Origin of the sequence: Caulobacter zeae (assembly GCF_002858925.1) — a bacterium.
GTDB classification, from domain to species: Bacteria; Pseudomonadota; Alphaproteobacteria; order Caulobacterales; family Caulobacteraceae; genus Caulobacter; species Caulobacter zeae.
In genome coordinates this window covers 82,617-101,390 of the sequence record NZ_PJRS01000019.1, presented here as the reverse complement: position 1 = coordinate 101,390, position 18,774 = coordinate 82,617, and the positions used below count along the sequence as shown (strand labels likewise).

The following is an 18,774-nucleotide window of genomic DNA, read 5'->3' as shown; positions in this document are numbered from 1 at the left end:
CTCCAGCCGCCTGCGCCTGGAACTGGCCGACCCCGCCAAGCTCGACGAACCCGCCCTCAAGGCCGCCGGCGTGCGCGCCCTCGTCCGCCTCGACGGACCTGTCGTCCACCTGGTGCTTGGGCCCGATGCCGAGGCCGTGGCCCTGGCGATGGAGAAGGGCGGCGCCCGCTAGCCACGGCGCCGCGACTCGGGGCATCGACGCCCGCGTTCCGATCGGATCGGGGCGCGGGCGTCTTGCTTTTTGGGGCTTGGTTGCAAGCTGGGCGAGCACCGGTCGGCCAATTGCGCGCCACGGCTGCGCGGGACGCGCTCGCTATGCGCGAATGGTCGCAAAAAAGGCATTAAATTGGTATTATGCCTCGTGCGCGAATGCACGTGTGCTAGGCAGTTATTGCGTTGATAATGCTAACTTTTGTTGGCTTTGCAGTGGGTGTCGAGCGGTTGAGCCCGAAACCACCGGCGCCTATCCGGCGATCGGCTGTTAAATTCAAGCATTAGAGCGGGTTGCAAGCTTTGACCGCCTTCCGGGCGGCGCCTACGGTTCCAGTGGGCAGCGAAAAAAGGTCTTCAAATGGTCTGCCCAAAACGGCGCCGCGGGGGAGCGGCGCTCACTGGGCGCGCGCGCCGCGTCCGCTTGAGGGGATAGCATCATGATCGGTCACAAGCTTACGACTTCCCGGCCCGACGCGCTGCGCAAGGCCTTCGTGCTGGCCCTGCTGGCCGGCGCCAGCTTCGCGGGTTCTGCGCTCGCCCAGACCACGCCCGAACCGGCGCCCAGCGAGGCCGTCGACGAGGTGGTGGTCACCGCCTTCCGCCGCAGCCTAGCCACGGCGCTCGACACCAAGCGCAACGACGTGCGCGTGTCGGACGGCATCTCGGCCGAGGACATCGGCAAGTTCCCGTCGGAGAACATCGCCGAGGCCATCCAGCGCATTCCGGGCGTGCAGATCTCCAACATCAACGGCCGCGGCTCGACGATCAGCATCCGGGGCCTGGGGCCCCAGTACGCGCTGACCACGGTCAACGGCCAGGCCTTCAAGAGCTCGAACTTCACCGACGGCTTCCGCTACGACGTGATCCAGACCGAGCTGGCCTCGGGCATCCAGGTCTACAAGTCGCCCACCGCCGACATGGACGCCGGCGGCCTGGCGGGCACGGTCAACATCGACACCGTCCACCCGTTCAACGTGAAAGGCCGCCAGCTGATCTTCGCCGGCAAGCTGCAGCAGCAGGAGCTGATCGGCGGCAGCCCGACGGGCAAGTACGGCGCGACCTATGTCGACCACTTCCTCGACGACAAGATCGGGGTGTTCCTCGGCGCCGGTTATCAGGAGTTGAAGGACCGCGGCGACTATCTCTGGATGGACCGGTGGACCGTCAACAGCGGCGTCTACACGCCCGCGCGCCTGCGCTATCGCCGGATCGACCGCGAGACCAAGCGCAGCATGATCAACGGCGCGATCCAGTTCAAGCCGATCGACGGCCTGCAGATCGACGCCATCGCCACCTACGCCAAGGACGAGACGACGCAGGAGCTGCATCAACAGGTCTTCCTGTTCACGACGCCGTCGGCCTCGAACGTCACCACCCTGGCCACGGCCAACAACACCGCCACCCAGGTGCGAGTCGCCAACTTCCGCCTGGAGAACAACCACCAGCACGAGACGCGTCCGCAATCGACCGGCGCCTTCACCACCAGCGCCCGCTGGACCGGCTTCGAGGACTGGGACCTGAAGGCCGTCGCCCACTATTCGCGCGGCCACGCCATCTTCAACGAGGAGGCGGCGATCCTCGGGATCAACATCCCGAGTGCGACGGTCGACATCAGCAACCCGAAGAACATCGTCTTCACGACCTCGACCGCGCTGAGCGACACCGCCCAGTACAACCCGGCGACCCTGGTGCGGAACACCTATCCGAACGGCGCCTACCGCACGATCGACTCCTATGAGGACGCCGGCCAGTTCGACGCCAAGCGGTTCCTGAACTTCGGCATCCTGGAGTCGGTGCAGGCCGGGGCCAAGATCCGTCACGAAGTGCTCAAGCGCTACGTGGTGCGCAGGGATGGTTCGGACAGCATTCCGGCCTCGTGGTCGCCGACCATGGCCGCCACCGGAATCACCGTCAGCAACTTCCTCGACGGCGAGATGACCCTGCCGTCGATCTGGGTGTCGCCGAACCTCGACGCCTATCGCGACGCGCTGAAGGCGCAGGGGATCAGCGTCTACGAGGCCTTCGACCCGGCCGGCACCTATCGTGTCGAGCGCGACCTGACCTCGTTCTACGCCATGGCCAACCTGAAGGGCGAGATCTTCTCGCGCACCTTCCGCGGCAATTTCGGCGTTCGCAGCGAGAGCACCGACCAGACGGTGGAAGGCTACATCGGCGGCGCGGCCAACCCGCGCAACACCGAGGTCAAGCTGGTCGCAGGGACCTACACGACCAAGAAGTCGTACGACAACGTGCTGCCGTCGGCGAACATCAGCGTCGACCTGACCGACAACCTGCTGCTGCGCTTCGCCGCCGCCAAGGTGCTGGTGCGTCCGATCATCGACTCCAGCAACCAGCTGGCCACCACCATGACCAGCGCCGTCGACACCACCGGCCACCGCGTCTACACGATCGCCATCGGCCAGGGGGACCTGAACCCGATGACGGCCAACCAGATCGACGTGACGCTGGAGTGGTACTACGGGGCGGGCAACGGCCTGTCGGCCGGCTTCTTCTCCAAGAAGGTCAAGAACGGCGTCTACACCTCTCTCACCTGCCCGACCTCGTACGAGAGCACGGCGCTGACCAAGGACAGCGGCGGCGTTTGCCTGTCGAGCGCCGGCGACACCTACAACATCACCCAGAGCTTCAATGACGGCCGCACGGTCGACATCCACGGCTACGAGGTGAACTGGCAGCAGTCGCTCGACGCCTGGCTGCCGATCGAGGGCTTCGGCCTGATCGCCAACTACACCCACGTCAATCCGGCGACCTCGGTGACAGGCTTCAAGCTGGCCAACCTGTCGGAGCACACCGCCAACGGCACGGTCTACTGGGAAAACCAGACCTTCAGCGCGCGCCTGTCGGCCAACTACCGCAGCGCCTACGACCAGACCTCGGTGGAGAGCTTCTTCTCCGGTCCGCTGGGTCACACGGTCGCCTCGCGCACCCAGTTCGACCTGAACCTCGGCTACAACATCAACGAACGCCTCAGCCTCTCCTTCGCGGCGATGAACATCAACAACGCCCAGGAGAAAGCCTACCTGCTCGACAAGAGCCGCTGGCAGATGACCTCGGTCACCGGCCCCAGCTACTACCTGTCGTTCCAGTACAAGATGTAGCCCTCCGATCTCCCTCCCCGGAGACGCCGTCCGTGCGGCGCAACTGCTGGTCGCCGCCTGACTCCTGGGCGGCGACCAGATTTTCGTTTCAGAAGAAGAGTTGTCTCGATGTCGTTTCGACCCTCGCGCCGCCAGACCCTGAAGCAGGCCTTCGCCGCCGTCGCCCTGACCGCCATGCCTTCGCTGGCGAGCGCGGCGCCGCGCGGCGGCGGCGGGCTGGAGGCGGCGCGGGCGGTCCTGAAGCGGCGGTTCGGGCCGCGCGCCGACAAGATCAACCTGGCGCTGGCCTCGACCGCGAGCGAGAAGCCCTGGTACGCCGTGCGGGCCACAGGCGGCGAACTGGCGATCAGCGGCGATACGCCGGTGGCGCTGGTGCGCGGCGCCTACGCCTATCTGAAGGAGGCCGGTGCGGCGCATGTCAGCTGGGAAGGCGACCGTGTCGCCCTGCCGGCCCGGCTGCCCGACGCCGACACGGGCCGGGTGGAGAGCCCCTTCGCCCACCGCGCCTATCTCAACACCTGCACCTACGGCTACACCACGCCCTGGTGGGGCTGGGAGCGCTGGAGCCGCGAGATCGACTGGATGGCGGTGCACGGCGTCGACATGCCGCTGGCCATGGAAGGCCAGGAATATGTCTGGCGGGCCCTGTGGCGCGAGTTCGGGCTGAGCGAGGCCGAACTGGCCGACTACTTCTCCGGCGCGGCCTTCACGCCCTGGCACCGCATGGGCAACATCGAAGGTTACGCCGCCCCGCTGCCGACCGCCTGGATCGACAAGAAGAAGGACCTGCAGGTCAGGATCCTCGGGCGGATGCGGGACCTGGGCATGACGCCGATCCTGCCGGCCTTCGGCGGTTACGTGCCCAAGGCCTTCGCGGCCAAGCATCCGAAAGCGAAGATCTATCGCATGCGGCCTTGGGAGGGGTTCCACGAGACCTACTGGCTGGACCCGGCCGACCCGCTGTTTTCGAAGATCGCCGGCCGGTTCCTGGCGCTCTACACAAAGACCTACGGCGGGGGGACCTACTATCTCGCCGATTCCTTCAACGAGATGTTGCCGCCGATCAACGCCGACGGCGCCGATGCGCGCGACGCGGCCTATGGCGACGGCGCGGCCAACACGGCGGCGACCAAGACCAAGATCGAGGTCGATCCGGCCCTGAAGGCCGAGCGCCTGGCCGCCTACGGCAAGGCGATCTACGATTCCATCCGCCAGAGCCGGCCCGACGCGGTGTGGGTGATGCAGGGCTGGCTGTTCGGCGCCGACAGCCACTTCTGGGATCCGGCGGCGATCAGCGCCTATCTCAGCCGCGTGCCCGACGACAGGCTTATGATCCTCGACATCGGCAACGACCGCTATCCGGCCGTCTGGAAGAACGCCAAGGCCTTCGGCGGCAAGCCGTGGATCTACGGCTACGTCCATAACTACGGGGGCAGCAACCCGGTCTATGGCGACCTGGACTACTACCGGACCGATATCGCGGCCCTGGTCGCCAATCCCGACACCGGCAAGCTGTCGGGTTTCGGGATGTTTCCCGAAGGGCTGCACAACAACTCGATCGTCTACGAGGCGACCTACGACCTGGCCTGGAACGGGGGCGGGGCCTCCACCGCGGCCTGGCTGTCTAGCCGCTCGAAGGCGCGCTACGGCAAGACCAGTCCTCAGCTCGATGCGGCGATGGCGCTGCTGGTCCAGGGCGCCTATTCGACGCGCTACTGGAGCTCGCGCTGGTGGAAGAGCAAGGCCGGCGCCTATCTCTTCTTCAAGCGACCGACGGCGACCATCGGCGAGTTTCCGGGCCATCCGGGCGACCGCGTCAAGCTCGACGCCGCCGTCCGCGCCCTGGCGGCGTTGGCGCCGTCCTATGCGAACGAGCCGCTGTTCGTGCTCGATCTGGTCGATGCGACGAGGCAACTGGCCAGCCTGGAGATCGACGTCCGGCTACAGGCCGCCGTGGCCGCCTATCGCAAGGGCGACGCAACTGCTGGCGACCTAGCCCGCCGCAAGGTCGAGGACCTGGCCCTGGCGGTAGACGCCCTGCTGGGCGTGCAGCCCGAGACCCTGGCGACCTGGATCGACGACGCCCGCGCCTATGGCGACACGCCGGCCGACAAGGCCGCCTATGTCAGCAACGCCAAGGCCCAGGTCACGATCTGGGGCGGGGAGGGCAACCTCAACGACTACGCCTCCAAGGCCTGGCAGGGGCTCTATCGCGACTTCTACCTGCCGCGCTGGGGCCGGTTCCTCGACGCCCTGAAGGCGGCGGGGACGGGGGTGTTCGACGAGGCGGCCGTGGTCAAGGCCAGCGTCGCCTGGGAGAAGGCCTGGGTCGCCGCCGATGTCGCCTACCGCCGGACCCCGCCGGCCGATCCCGTCGCCGGGGTCACGGCGCTGATCGCTCGCATCGACCGGGCTTAGGAGAGGGCCATGACCAAGCCGACTCCTCGCTTCCTGTCGCTCGACGTCTTCCGCGGCCTGACCGTCTGCCTGATGATCGTGGTCAATACGGCCGGGCCGGGCGCGCGTCCGTTCGAACAGCTGGTCCACGCCAAGTGGTTCGGTTTCACGGCGGCGGACGCGGTGTTTCCGTCGTTCCTGTTCGCCGTCGGCTGCTCGATGGCCTTCGCCTTCTCGCGGCCGGTCCCGTTGCGGGCCTTCAGCGCAAAGGTGTTGAAGCGCGCCGCGCTGATCTTTCTGCTCGGCTTCCTGATGTATTGGTACCCGTTCGTGCATCAGGTGGACGGGCATTGGGCTCTGGCGCCGTTCTCGCAGACCCGCGTGATGGGCGTGATGCAGCGGATCGCCCTGTGCTACGCCATCGCCGCCTTCGCCGCGCGGTTCCTGTCGCCGCGCTGGATCCTGGCGCTCTGCGGCGGCCTGCTGCTGGGCTACTGGGCGATCCTGCTGGGGCTTGGCGACGGCGATCCCTATTCCAAGCTCGGCAATGCGGGGACCAGGCTCGACCTGCTGGTCGTCGGCCGTGACCACCTCTATCGCAAGGATGGCGGCTTCGATCCCGAGGGGCTCTTGGGGACCTTGCCAGCGACGGTGAACGTGCTGGCCGGCTATCTGGCGGCCCGCGCCCTGCGCCAGGCGAGCGACACCCGCAAGACCCTGTTCCGCATGGCGGGCCTTGGCGGGGTGCTGGTCCTGGCCGCCCTGGCCTGGAACCCGTGGTTCCCGATCGCCAAGAAGCTCTGGACCGGCAGCTTCGTGCTGCTGACCGTGGGGCTGGACCTGATCCTGCTGGCCGCCCTGGCGGCGCTGCTGGAAGGCCGCGAGCCGAACGCCGCCACCCGCTTCTTCCAGGTGTTCGGCCTCAATCCGCTGGTGATCTACCTGTTCTCGGAGCTGTTCGTGATCACCTTGCGCCAGTTCGACGTCGCCCCGGGCCAGGACCCCTATGAGTGGGTGGGCGTCCATGTCTTCCAGGCGATCGCGCCGGGCGGGCTGGGCTCGCTGCTGTGCGCGCTCGCCTACATGCTGGTCTGCTGGCTGCTGGGGTGGGTGATGTATCGCCGGGGCGTGGTGGTGAAGCTGTAGGCGACGGAGGCCTCAAGGCCGCGCCAGGAAGAACTCCACCGGCACGACCAGTTCGACTTCGTCGGGGCGCTCCGCCGGGATCTGGGGCAGGGGCTGGGCGCGCTTGGGCGCGTCCACCGCGGCGCGGTCGAGTTCGCCGAAGCCGGACGAGCGCTCGAGGCGCGACCACAGCACCTTGCCGGCGCGGTTCATCCGGAAGCGCACGTGGGCGACGCCCTGCTGGCGGCGGGCCTGGGCGGCGGGCGGATAGCGGCGTGTCTTTTCCAGCGCGGCCAGCACCTGGCCCTCCCAGGTGGCGACGGCGTTGCTGGCCGCCCGGACAGCCACCGGCGCGGGCTGCACCGGCGGGGCGGTCGTCTGCGGAGCGGACGGCCCCGGATCGACGGGCGCGCTGGGGCGGGGCGGCGTGAAGAACACCGGATCCGGCGCGGCCTGGGCGGTCTTGACGGGCGGCGGCTTGGGCGGCGTCGGCCGCGCGGCCTGGCGTTCCTGCTGCTGTGGGCCGGGCGGGACCTCAAGCTGCGGAACGGGCGGCGAGGTGGTCTCCAGCGCCACGATCATCGGCGCTGCGGGCGGCGGGGTGATCAGGACGGGGGCGAACCCGCCGAATAGGATCGCGCCGGCCAGCGCGCCATGCAGGGCGATCGACAGTGCAACGCCGGTCGCGGTTCGCGACCCGCGCCGGGCCGAGCCGCGGTCCAGCGCGAGCGGCGCGGAGATGGGCGCGCCCTGGAACGACGTCGGATCCTGTCTGGCCAGGGCGATCGGCTTCACCCCTGCGCGCCCCGCGACGGACGCGAGACCACATAGGCCGCGCAGGCTCCGATGATCGTCGCCACGACCAGCAGCAGCGGCCACTTGGGATTGGCGCCCCACCAGAAGATCGCGAGCCCGAAGGCCATGCCGCCGCAGGCCATCAGCTTGGCGGCCGGCGGAATGGCGCGGTCCCGACGCCAGGCGCGCAAGGTCGGCCCGAAGCGCGGATGGTCCAGCAGCCAGGTCTCCAGCCTGGGCGAGGACTTGGCGAAGCAGCCCGCGGCCATGATCAGGAACACCGTCGTCGGCATCAGCGGCACGACGGCGCCGATGAAGCCCAGGGCGACGCAGACGAGGCCCAGGACCAGCCAGATCCAGCGGGCCAGGCGCGGCCGGGCGGGCGAGTCCTCAGGCGAAGGCGTCATCGACCAGTCCCCGCACCCGGCGGAAGGCGGCGGCGGCGCCGTCGACGGCGCGGGTCTCCTCGACATCGCCGAAGGGCAGGCCGTCGAGGGCCGCGACGAAGCCGCGCCAGTGACGACCGCGACCTTCCGGATGAGGGGCGAGGTGGCGGGCGCCGAAGGTCTCGTCGAGATCCAGGGCGGCGGCGGCCTTGAGCAGGAAGGCCGCGCCGAGGTTCGAGCCCTCGGCCACGTACAGCCAGCCGAAGGCCTCGGCGGCGTCGACGGGGCCTTGGCCGAAGACCGGCGGGGTGTCGGCGCTGGGCGCGGGCTGGCCCAGGTCCTGGATGTCCTGGGCGATCAGGTCCAGCCGGCGACGCTCGGGCAGGTCCGGCACTAGGGCCACGAGATCCGGGTGCGTGTAGAGCGCGTCGATTTCGCGGTGGAAGCCCCACTGCGCCTTCAGGAACCGGCCATAGCGATCGCGGTCGCGGAAGGGCTCCAGCGACATGATGCGGCTGTCGAGCGCCTCGTGAGTGCTGTGGGTGCGGGCCTTGAGCCGCTTGGCGCGGGACGGGTCGTGGATCGAGACGTGTGCGTTCATGGGGCCTTCCGGAGCGTCGGGAGCTTCGGGGCGCGCCGGCGATCGCATCGCATTCGCGCCTCACGAGGAAATGACGGTTCAGGCCCGCCGCTTTCCGAAAGAAAATCGCACGAGCGCTCCGATCTTTTCGTTTTCGTCGGCTTCGCGGGCCTGCGTGCCAGGGATCGGATCGCAAGACAAGTCTTGTTGCGACTTATTCTCAAGTGTTATGGGCCGCGCTCCGGCGGCGGACGCCGGCGGCGCGCCCGCGGTCCGGGCGTTTTCGTCTGTCTGGCGGGCGCGTGACGCAGAAGAAGATGATCCGCTCTCACTACCTGGCCCATCGCGACGGGCTGGTTCGCTACGTCCAGACCATCACCGGCGACCGCGACCAGGCCGAGGACGTGGTGCAGGAAGCCTATCTGCGCCTGGGCCAGGCCCTGACCCGGCGGCTGCTCGAGGATCCCGGCCGCTACCTCTTCCGCATCGTCCGTAACCTGGCGCTCGACGGCCGCCGGCAGGGGCGGCGCGACGGCCGCCGTTATGTCGAGGATCCGGAGCCTCTGATCGAGGGCGCGCGCGACGAGCAGCCCTCGCCCGAGGCCGCCGCCCTGGCGCGCGACGACTACGAGCGCCTGCTGGCGGCCATGGCCGAACTGCCTGAACGGACGCGGATCGCCGTCGAGATGCACCGCCTGGGCGGCGCCAAGCTGCGCGAGATCGCCGCCGAGCTGGGGATCTCGACCTCGGCGGCGCACCAGCTGGTGGTCGACGGCGTGGCCCATTGCCGCGACCGGCTTCGGCGGCGCTGAACCGATTTCGGAAAAACCCTATGCTCGAACGTCTATTGCAACGAACGGCCGCGCGGGCCGGAGGAACCTGACCGAATGGCCGAGCTGGATGTCGCGCGCGCGGACGCCGAAGCCCTGGAGTGGCTGCTGGCCCTGCATGAAGAGCCGGAGAACGCTGAGCTTCTCGCGCGGTTCGAGGCCTGGCGCGCCGGCCATTCCGACAGGGCGCGAGCCTGGGACGAGGCCTCCGGCGTCTATGCCGCCCTCGGCGAGGTTCTGCCGCTCCATGCCGGGCGGTGGGAGCAGATGGCTGGCGGGGAGAGGCCGGTGGTCGCCGGCGCGCGTCGCGAGCGACGGGCGGCGAGCCGAGATTCCGGCCGACGCCGGCTGGTCGCGAACCTGGCGGCCTCGGCCGCGGCGCTGGTCGTCGCCGTGCTGGCCCCCGGGGCGCTGGTTCGGTTGCAGTCGGACTATGTCACCGGCGTCGGCGAGGTGCGGCAGATGCGCCTGGAGGACGGCAGCCTGGTCAGCCTGGCGCCGGAGTCGGCCCTGGCGGTGGACTATTCGGCCGGCCGACGCGACCTGAAGCTGGTCAAGGGACGGGCCTGGTTCGATGTCCGCCACGATCCCTCGCGACCGTTCAAGGTCGCCTCGCGCGACGTCGCCGCCGAGGTGCTGGGCACGGCCTTTGAGGTCGACGCCGAGGCGCCGGGCGTGGTGGTGCAGCGGGGGCTGGTGGGCGTGACCTCGCGGCGATTCCAGGGCATGGAGCGCGTGCCGGCCGGTTACGGCGTGGCCATGGCCTCCGACGGGCGGTTCCTGCGCGCGGCCGCCGATCCGAACGCCGTGGCGGCCTGGCGCGACGGCCAGATGGTGGTCGAGAACGGCGCCATCGGCGACGTGGTGCGGGCCTTGCGCCCCTGGACCCACGACATCGTCCTGGTGCGGGGCAGGGCGCTTTCCGAGCGCCGGGTGACCGGCGTCTACAATCTGCGGGACCCCGAGGCGGTGACCAACGCCCTGGCCCAGGCCTACGACCTGGACGTCATACGGGTGACGCCCTGGGTCCTGGTGATCTCCGAGCGCTGACGCTCGCAAGGGGCTGTTTCGGCGAGGGAAATCTCTCATCGCCGAACGCCGCGAAGTTTTTTCGGAAAAAGCCGGGCCTGCGTCGTCGATTGGGAAGAACAGATTGCACATGCGTCGCAATCTTTAGTTTTTCGCAAGTTCGGAGACGGTCGTGGGGTTTTCCAATCGAGTGCGTACGGGCCGCCGGCAGGCGGCTTTGGCGGCGGCGCTGATGCTGACGACGGCGCTGGCCGGGACGGGCGCGGCCATGCCCGCCTTCGCCCAGGAAAGCGCTCAGCGCGCCTATGACATTCCCGCCCAGCCGCTGCCCTCGGCCCTGACCGCTTTCGGCCGCCAGTCCGGCCTGCAGGTCAGCGTACCGGCCGCCTTGGCGAAGGGACGCACCTCCGGCGTGGTCTCGGGCCGCCTGTCGGCGAGCGAAGCCGTCAGCCGCCTGCTGTCGGGCACGGGCCTGACCTACCGTATCCAGGGCGACGTGCTGACCCTGTCGCCGGCGCCGACCGCCGAGGGCGCGACGCAGCTGGGCGCGCTGCGGGTGCAGGGCGACGTGGCCGGCGTGGGGCAGGGTGGAACGCCCGGCGCGCCGTTCGCCGACGAGGAAAGCGACCAGGCGCGCGCCCACGCCGTCTATTCCAAGGCCCGCTCGTCGGCCTACATCGCCCGCGAGACGCTGGAGCGATTTCGCGGCGCGTCGGTGGCCGACATGGTCAAGGGCGTTGCGGGTGTGACGGCCGGCGATCCGCGCTCGGCCAACGCGCTGGACCTCAACATTCGCGGCGTGCAGGGGCAGGGGCGCATCCCCGTCGTCATCGACGGCGGCCAGTCGACGATCGACACCTATCGCGGCTACGCCGGCCAGTCGCAGCGCAACTATCTCGACCCCGACCTGATCAGCAGCGTCAGCATCAACAAGGGCCCCAGCCTGGAGGCCAACGCCTCGGGCGGCATCGGCGGCGTGGTGGTCATGGACACCTTGAAGGCGGCCGACATCCTGCGCGCCGGCAAGGACTTCGGCGTGCGCGTGCGGGCCGGGATCTCGAACGCCAGCACCAAGGACCTGCCGGCCTGGAGCGCCTTCCAGAACCCCAGCCGCAACGACATCACCCGTCCGGGCAGCCACTTCCACAACCTCGCCGTGGCCAAGAGCTGGGATCGGTTCGACGTGGTGGCCGCCTATGCCAAGCGCGAGAACGGCAACTACTTCTCGGGCTCCGAGGGCTATGGGGATTTCCCGACCGGCCGCGGCCTGCTGGCGACGCTGAATCCGGCAAAGACCGAGGTCTTCAACACCTCCAACAGCTCGGAATCCTTCCTGCTGAAGGGAACCTGGAAGATCAGCGACGACCAGGTGCTTGAGGCCGGCTATCGCCACTTCGACGGTCGCCAGGGCGAGATCATGGCCTCGCAGATCATCCGCGTGAACCGCGAGCGCGTGCCGCAGTGGGCGCTGGGCCACATGGACCTGGACGCCTATAACCTGCGCTACCGCTACCGGCCGGCCAACGACCTGATCGACCTGAAGGCCAACCTCTGGCGCACCAAGGCCGAGAGCCTGGCCTACAACGGCCTGACCGGCGTCACGCCCTGGTTCCTCGACCGGCCGACCCAATGGTACGACGGCCCGACCTTCAACACCGAGGACGGCTATCGCGACGCCTACTGGAACGAGCTGTCCATCGAGCGCTTCGGCGGCGACGTGACCAACACCTCGCGGGTGTTCACCGGCCTTGGCCGGCTGGACTTCACCTACGGCGGCTCGTTCACCAGCGAGGACATCAAGCCCGGCCCCAACTCGCCGATCCTGCAAGAGGACCTGCGCAACAACCGCTATCTGCGCAACGCCGAGCGCAAGGAATACAGCCTCGTCGGTTCGGTCACCTGGGCCCCGAACGACCAGTGGGAGCTGACGGCCGGCGGCCGCTTCAACCGCATCGACATCCGCGACCGCAATCGCACGGCCACCGAAGGGCCCTACGAGGTGATCGGCCGCTATCGCGACACCACCTTCTACATGCCCAACGCGACCCGGCCGGGCGCCCTGACCAGCGTGGCGCGCGTCTACTGGTTCCCGGATGCGCAGGGCAACTTCACCGAGGCCTCGCTGTTCGCCTCGCCCTACGAGAAGGGCACGGTGGGCGACATCAAGGGCTGGACGACCTACCGCGCCAACGCGGCCGAGGACCTGGAGGGGCCGACGTTCTGGACGTGGTCCAAGCCGATCCGCCGCAAGGCCGACGCGTTCATGCCCACGGTCAGCGCCAGCTACAAGCCGACCGAGAACAGCCTGATCTACGTGAAGTACGCCGAGGGCGTGAAGCTGCCGAGCCTGTTCGAGTCGACCCTGGGCCTGTTCACCGCCGCCAAGCCGACCGATGATCTCAAGCCCGAGCGCAGCAAGAGCTGGGAAGTCGGCGCCAGCATCCTGCAGCGTGATCTCTGGAAGACGGGCGACCGCGGCGCGCTGAAGGTCGCCTATTTCGACACCCGCATCCGCGACCTGATCACCCGCGACTACCGCACCCTGTCGGCCGGCCTGATCCGCAACGTCGACAGCTTCAATGTCGAGGGCGTGGAGCTTCAGGGTTCGTACGACATGGGCCGGGTGTTCGCCGACCTGTCGGCCCACCGCTACTTCAAGGCCGAGACCTGCGCGCCCGACATCGCCGCCGAGCGCCGGGCCTATGGCCAGCAGCGCGGCATCGACGAGCTGATCAACACGCCCGACTGCGTGGCCGGCGGCTTCGAGGGCTCGTACACCAACACCCAGAACCCGCCGAAGTACAACGTCAACCTGACGGTCGGGACGCGACTGTTCCAGGAGCGGCTGATCGTCGGCGGGCGGATGGTCGCCAACTCAGGCCCCATCAGCAAGCTCGACAAGGAGTGGAACGTCGGCCTGTCGGCGATCCAGCAGCTCTATCGCAAGGCGACGGTCTACGACCTCTTCGCCACCTACAAGGTGACCGACCAGGTGACCCTGGACGCCAATCTCGACAACGTCGGGGACGAATACTACCTCGACCCGCTGTCGCTGGCGGTGGTTCCTGCGCCGGGACGCACCCTGCGCCTGGCCCTGACCTGGCGCTATTGAGGCCATACGCGCGAGGGCGCTGCCAGGCCCTCGCGCGCGCTTCGCCGGCTGCTTTGCCTGTTCCGAGTGATACGGTCACGTCTTGATATCGATATCATTTTGTGTAGCCTGCCCCGAAATCGATAAGGCGATCCAAAGGGGAGGCGACGCCATGAAGCCCACACGTCGAGACATGGTCGCGCTGGCGGTGATGTCGAGCGCCGCGACCGGCGCCGGGGCCAAGGCGGCGACCGCCAAGGGCGCCGGGGTCCATGCCGTCACCTCGCCCGACGGTCGCCTGAAGGCGACGATCGACGTTTCAGGCGCAGCGCCGAAATGGAGCGCGACCTATGACGGCAAGCCGCTGCTGCTGCCGTCCGAGCTCGGCCTCTGGCTGGCCGAGGGGCGGCTGCTGGGCGAGGGGGCCAAGCTCACGGGATCGACGCCCGAAAGCTTCGAGGGCGATTGGCGGCCGACCTTCGGCCAGTCCGAGCGCTACGACCAGTCCGGCCGGCAGGTCACCCTGCACATGCTCGATCCCAAGGCCGGCATCCGGTTCGACATCGTCCTGCGGGTGCTGAACGGCGCGGCGGCCGTGCGCTACGTCCTGACCGGCCTGCTCAAGGGCGCCAGGCTGGCCCTGATGGGCGAGCGGACCCGCTATCGCTTTCCCGACACCGCGCGCCTCTACGCCAGCCGCGACGAGGGCGACATCCACGTCTCTACCCAGGCGGGCCTGGCGCCGCTGGAGCACCCGGACCTGACGGGCTCGTCCGACAAGGGTCACTTTGCCGACCTGCCGATCACCGTCGATCTGGGCAACGGCGTCTTCGGCTTCATGGCCGAGTCCGATCGACTGCATTATCCGCGCTGCATGGTCCGCGCCCACGAGCAGGGCGGGCTCGTGTCCTACCTGATGCGCTATCCCGGGCGGGCCACCGGCTGGGGCGGTGAGGACGATACGCCGGAAGAAGCGACCTTCGCGATCGAGGTCGGCCAGAAGACGCCCTGGCGCATCCTGCTGGCGGCCGACAGCGCCAAGGGCCTGATCGAGCTGCACCACGTGGTTCCGACCCTGGCGACCCCGAACCAGCTGGGCGACGTCTCGTGGGTCAGGCCCGGCCACGCCTTCCGGATCATGAAGCCCTATTCGACGGAGGCTTCGCTGAGGGCGGTGGACTTCGCCCAGAAGCGCAACATCGCCTACGTGCTGTTCGACGCCCACTGGTACGGCGACGGGACCGACGCCTCGGACCCCACCGCGCCGATCGCCGCCTTGGACCTGCAACGGGTGATCGACTACGCCAAGGCCCGCAAAATCGGCGTGCTGGTCTATATCGACCGGGTGGCCGTGACCAAGGCGCTGGCCGAGATGTGCCGCCTTTACCAGCGCTGGGGGCTGGCCGGCGTGAAGCTTGGCTTCATGTGGGAAGGCCGCCAGTCCGACGTCGACTTCATCACCAGGGTGGTGCGGGCTTTCGGCGAGCACGGCATGGTCGTGAACCTGCACGACAACCTGCGGCCCGCCGGCCTGGAGCGGACCCTGCCCAACTACCTCACCCTCGAGGGCGTGAAGGGCAATGAGCAGTTCCCGGCCGCGCGTCATCACGTGAACCTGGCCTTCACCCGGCCGATCGCCGGGCCGATCGACTACACGATCTGCTACGCCCAGGAGCGCAACCAGACCACCAACGCCCACCAGCTGGCCCTGGCGGTGACCTGCTACAGCCCGCTGACGCTGCTCTACTGGTACGACAAGCCCGAGAAGTACGAGGACAAGGCCTGGCCCGAACTGGAATGGTTCGACGCCTGCCCGACGACCTGGGACGAGACCCGGGCGATCGCCGGTGAGCTCGGCGAGTACGTGATCATCGCCCGTCGCAAGGGGCGCGCCTGGTATCTGGGCGCGCTGACCAACGAGATGGAGCGGCGCCTGGATCTCGACCTGGGCTTTCTGGGGCGGGGGCGCTGGACGGCGGTGCGCTACAAGGACGGCGACCTGGCCCGCCCCGCCAACCGGACCCGCGTGGTGATCGAGCGCCAGGCCGTCGACGCCAGGACCCGCCTGCGCCTCCAGCTCAACGCCGCCGGCGGCCAGGCCATCCGGTTCGAGCCGGCCTGAGGCGAAAAAAAAGGGCGCCTGCAGAGGGCGCCCGCCTTGGGAGTGTTGGAGGAAGTAGATCCAAGAGAGCGGCGTCGCAGGACGCTACCGAAGGCTTGATATCGATATCAAAAATGAGGTCAAAGTCAAGCGATCGGTGTTCGTCGAGGCGTCTTTTCGACGGCTTCTAGGGGGTCACCCAGAAGCCGTCGAAGTCGGTCCAGCCGATGCGGGTCGAGCTGTTCGACGCCGTGCCGGCCGGGGCCTGGGCGAAGATGCCGACCTGGCTGCCCACCCAACGGCCCGGGCGGCTGACGAAGGGCGCGCCGACACTGGTGAAGGTCTTGCCGTCGGTGCTGTAGCTCAGCGTCACCTTGGCGTGCATCGAGCGCAGCATCGAGGGCCAGTAGGGCGAGAAGTCCGGCGGCGGATCGGCCACGACGACCGGCTCGGCGGTCATGCGCAGCCAGACGGCGGTCGGGGCCTTGGCCTCGATCACTTCGACGCGTTCGGGCTGGAACTTGTCGGCGCCGGTGCGATCGACGCGCACCAGAGCCGGTCCGTTCGCCGTGTTCTGCAAGCCGATCCAGGCGTAGTCGGCGCCGAACACCACCAGCCCCGCGCGCTCGCCCACGGCCTTGGGCGCGAAATCGAGCTTGGTGGTCGCCGTGAACCGTTCGGCGGGCAGCTTCTGGGTCAGCAGGGCGCCGGTCTCCCAAAGGTTTTCAGGCGAGGAGATCGACTTCAGGCGCAGCTTGCCCGGCGCGGCCTTCAGGTCGGCCCAGTCGTTGGCCGGGTTGGCGTTCCACTGCCAGGCCAGGGACAGCGCGCCGTCGAAATCGTCGCTGTCCTGCGGCGCGAGGCGCGGGGAGGAGGACTTGGACGCCGGCTTGCGATGGACCAGCACCGGCTGGCCGATGCCGTCGCCGTCCTTGTCCTCGCCGATGATCGGCCAGCCGTCCTTCCAGGCCATCGGCTGCAGCCAGACCCGGCGGCCATAGGAGTCGGCGTCCTGGAAGTGCAGGAACCAGTCCTCGCCGGTCGGGGTGGTCACCCAGGCGCCCTGGTGGGGGCCGTTGACCTCGGTGGCCCCCTGGTCGAGCACGTTGCGGCCCTCATAGGGGCCTTCCAGCCTGCGCGAGCGGAACACACCCTGCCAGCCGCCCTTCACGCTGCCGCTGGGCACGAAGAGGTAGTACCAGCCGTCGCGCTTGTAGAGCTTGGGGCCCTCGGTGGTCATCCATGGGAACGGCCCGCGCGAGGTGGCGACCTTGGGCTGCTTGTCGCCCTCGACCAGGGTGATCGCCTCGCCGATCGCCTGATCGCCGGCCTTGTTCAGGCGGCGGGCGGTGATGACGTTGGCGAAGCCGGCCCGGCTGCGGGCGAAGGCGGTGACCAGCCAGCCCCGGCCGTCGTCGTCCCAGAAGGGCGCGGGGTCGATGACGCCGCGGCGGTCGTCGACCAGCACGGGCTTGGACCATGGGCCCGCCGGATCCTTGGCCTTGACCAGGAATACGCCGAAGTCGGGGTCGGGGTAGTAGATCAGGAACTCGCCGTTGCGATGCCGGATGGCCGGCGCCCAGACGCCGCCGCCGCGACGGGGCGTGGCGTGGTGGGCCTGCGGCGTGATCGCGGTCAGGGCGTGGCCGATGATCGTCCAGTTGACCAGGTCGGTCGATTTCAGGATCGGCAGACCCGGAACGTTGGTGAACGAGGACGAGACCAGGTAATAGGCGTCGCCCACCCGGATGGCGTCGGGGTCGGAATAGTCGCCGGCCAGGACGGGGTTCCTGTAGGTTCCGTCGCCTAGGTCGGGCAGCCAGGCCCGCTCGGTTTTCGGAGCGTCAGCCGCCGAGGCGGACGCCGCCAGCAAGGCCGCGGCCGCGACCAATCCAAGCCCCAGAGGTCCACGCCCAAAGCCAGCCATCCGCGTTTCCGTCCCTTGTTATGATATCGTTACCAGTAACATGGGGCGGGGCTTTGGCAAGGGCGCTCAGGCCGGGGGAGGGGCGGTCGAGGCGCGCTCGATCAGTTGCAGCTGCGCCTGCACATGCCCGCCGGGCTCGGCGCTCGGACGGGCCAGGTCCATGGCCAGCAGCACGGCCGAGGCGGCCATGTCGGCGATCGGCTGGCGGATGGTGGTCAGCTCGGGCCAGACCGTCGTCGCCACCGAGGTGTCGTCGAAGCCGGCGATGCTGAGGTCGGCCGGGATCGACAGGCCAAGGCCGTGAGCGACAGCGCTGATGGCGGCGGCCATGTCGTCATTGGCCGCGAAGATCGCCGACGGGCGGCGGCGCAGGCCCAGCAGGTGGCGAGCCGCGTCCAGGCCGCCGCGATAGCTGAAGCCGCCGTCGGCCACATAGGTCTCGTCCACGACCAGGCCGGCGGCCGCCATGGTTTCCCGGAAACCCTTCTCGCGCAGCTGGGCCGTGGAGTGGGCCGGATCGCCGCGTACGAAGGCGATGTCCACGTGGCCCAGGTCCAGCAGGTGCTGGGTCATCATCCGGGCGCCCTCGAAGTCGTCGATGAATACGGCCGGCGCGCCTTCACGGGGACGCGCCGTGGCGAAGCTGACCGCGCCGACGCCGGCCTTTTCGAGCGACTCCAGGATCGCGACGTCGTCGCACAGGGGCGGCGGCAGGATCACCGCGCCGACGCCGGCGTCGACCAGCTTCTGCACCGCTTGGGCGGGCGTCGGATGGGCCTGGCTGGGCTCGATCAGCAGTTGGCAGCCGCTGAGGCTCGCTTGCCGGAAAGCGCCCATCAGGTAGTTCGACAGGTTCGACGAGCTGGCGTTCGAATAGAGCATGCCGATCTGCGAGACGCCGGTGCGGGTGGCCCGGGCCAGCGAGTTGGGCCGATAGCCCAGCGCCTTGATGGCTTCCTCGACCTTTTCGCGCACGGCGGGACGCACGTGCGGATAGCCGTTGACCACGCGAGAGGCGGTCATCGAGGACACGCCGGCGTGCTGCGCCACGTCATGGATGGTCGGCGCCTGTCGCCTCTGCGTGCTCAAGGAGTCCTCGCCTCAATACGACTCTCTACGGGTCGGCGCGCAGTCTAGCGAAGACCGGCCGGATAAGTCCAAGCGAGAGCGCGCCGGCGCTC

12 protein-coding genes are annotated in these 18,774 nt (G+C 68.8%); 7 read left to right on the top strand and 5 right to left on the bottom strand.

What is annotated here, in order from left to right; translation table 11 throughout:
• The first annotated feature begins 650 nt into the window (after window positions 1–650).
• From SGCZBJ_RS10755 to SGCZBJ_RS10745, 3 genes are all read left to right on the top strand, one after another.
• Window positions 651–3,332, top strand: a complete 2,682-nt coding sequence (locus tag SGCZBJ_RS10755) for a TonB-dependent receptor (RefSeq protein WP_101717999.1) — start codon at window positions 651–653, stop codon at window positions 3,330–3,332.
• A 108-nt stretch (window positions 3,333–3,440) separates the two neighbouring features.
• On the top strand, window positions 3,441–5,750 hold the full coding sequence (locus tag SGCZBJ_RS10750) for an alpha-N-acetylglucosaminidase (RefSeq protein WP_101717998.1): 2,310 nt from the start codon (window positions 3,441–3,443) through the stop codon (window positions 5,748–5,750).
• Between the two features lie 9 nt (window positions 5,751–5,759).
• Window positions 5,760–6,875 (top strand): acyltransferase family protein, encoded by a 1,116-nt coding sequence (locus SGCZBJ_RS10745; protein ID WP_101717997.1) that lies wholly within the window; start codon window positions 5,760–5,762, stop codon window positions 6,873–6,875.
• Between the two features lie 12 nt (window positions 6,876–6,887).
• Here SGCZBJ_RS10745 and SGCZBJ_RS10740 read toward each other — a convergent pair whose 3' ends face one another.
• The 3 genes from SGCZBJ_RS10740 to SGCZBJ_RS10730 are packed head-to-tail and all read right to left on the bottom strand — an operon-like array spanning window position 6,888 to window position 8,636.
• Window positions 6,888–7,649, bottom strand: a complete 762-nt coding sequence (locus tag SGCZBJ_RS10740) for a TonB family protein (RefSeq protein WP_205685365.1) — start codon at window positions 7,647–7,649, stop codon at window positions 6,888–6,890.
• Window positions 7,646–8,056, bottom strand: coding sequence for a YbaN family protein (locus SGCZBJ_RS10735; protein WP_101717996.1), 411 nt, complete (start codon window positions 8,054–8,056; stop codon window positions 7,646–7,648). Before SGCZBJ_RS10735 ends, SGCZBJ_RS10740 begins: the two co-directional genes overlap by 4 nt.
• A complete protein-coding gene (locus SGCZBJ_RS10730; protein ID WP_101717995.1) occupies window positions 8,040–8,636 on the bottom strand; it encodes a biliverdin-producing heme oxygenase in 597 nt (198 codons plus the stop codon). Before SGCZBJ_RS10730 ends, SGCZBJ_RS10735 begins: the two co-directional genes overlap by 17 nt.
• Before the next feature lie 296 nt (window positions 8,637–8,932).
• Between SGCZBJ_RS10730 and SGCZBJ_RS10725 the strand changes: the two genes are divergently transcribed.
• The 4 genes from SGCZBJ_RS10725 (at window position 8,933) to SGCZBJ_RS10710 (ending at window position 15,687) form a co-directional block, all read left to right on the top strand.
• The gene (locus SGCZBJ_RS10725) at window positions 8,933–9,427 is read left to right on the top strand and encodes a sigma-70 family RNA polymerase sigma factor (RefSeq protein WP_101717994.1); all 495 of its coding nucleotides are present in this window, start codon (window positions 8,933–8,935) and stop codon (window positions 9,425–9,427) included.
• Between the two features lie 75 nt (window positions 9,428–9,502).
• Window positions 9,503–10,495 carry a FecR family protein gene (locus SGCZBJ_RS10720; protein WP_101717993.1) on the top strand — a complete coding sequence of 331 codons (993 nt, stop codon included), beginning with the start codon at window positions 9,503–9,505 and terminating at the stop codon, window positions 10,493–10,495.
• Between the two features lie 151 nt (window positions 10,496–10,646).
• On the top strand, window positions 10,647–13,586 hold the full coding sequence (locus SGCZBJ_RS10715) for a TonB-dependent receptor (protein ID WP_240621476.1): 2,940 nt from the start codon (window positions 10,647–10,649) through the stop codon (window positions 13,584–13,586).
• 151 nt (window positions 13,587–13,737) lie between these two features.
• Window positions 13,738–15,687 (top strand): glycoside hydrolase family 97 protein, encoded by a 1,950-nt coding sequence (locus SGCZBJ_RS10710; RefSeq protein ID WP_101717991.1) that lies wholly within the window; start codon window positions 13,738–13,740, stop codon window positions 15,685–15,687.
• A 166-nt stretch (window positions 15,688–15,853) separates the two neighbouring features.
• On the opposite strand, the gene SGCZBJ_RS10705 is transcribed toward SGCZBJ_RS10710, so the two are convergent.
• On the bottom strand, window positions 15,854–17,557 hold the full coding sequence (locus tag SGCZBJ_RS10705) for a glycoside hydrolase family 43 protein (protein ID WP_240621475.1): 1,704 nt from the start codon (window positions 17,555–17,557) through the stop codon (window positions 15,854–15,856).
• A 102-nt stretch (window positions 17,558–17,659) separates the two neighbouring features.
• Window positions 17,660–18,682: a LacI family DNA-binding transcriptional regulator gene (locus SGCZBJ_RS10700; protein ID WP_240621474.1), complete on the bottom strand. Its 1,023-nt coding sequence runs from the start codon at window positions 18,680–18,682 to the stop codon at window positions 17,660–17,662.
• Between the last annotated feature and the right edge of the window lie 92 nt (window positions 18,683–18,774).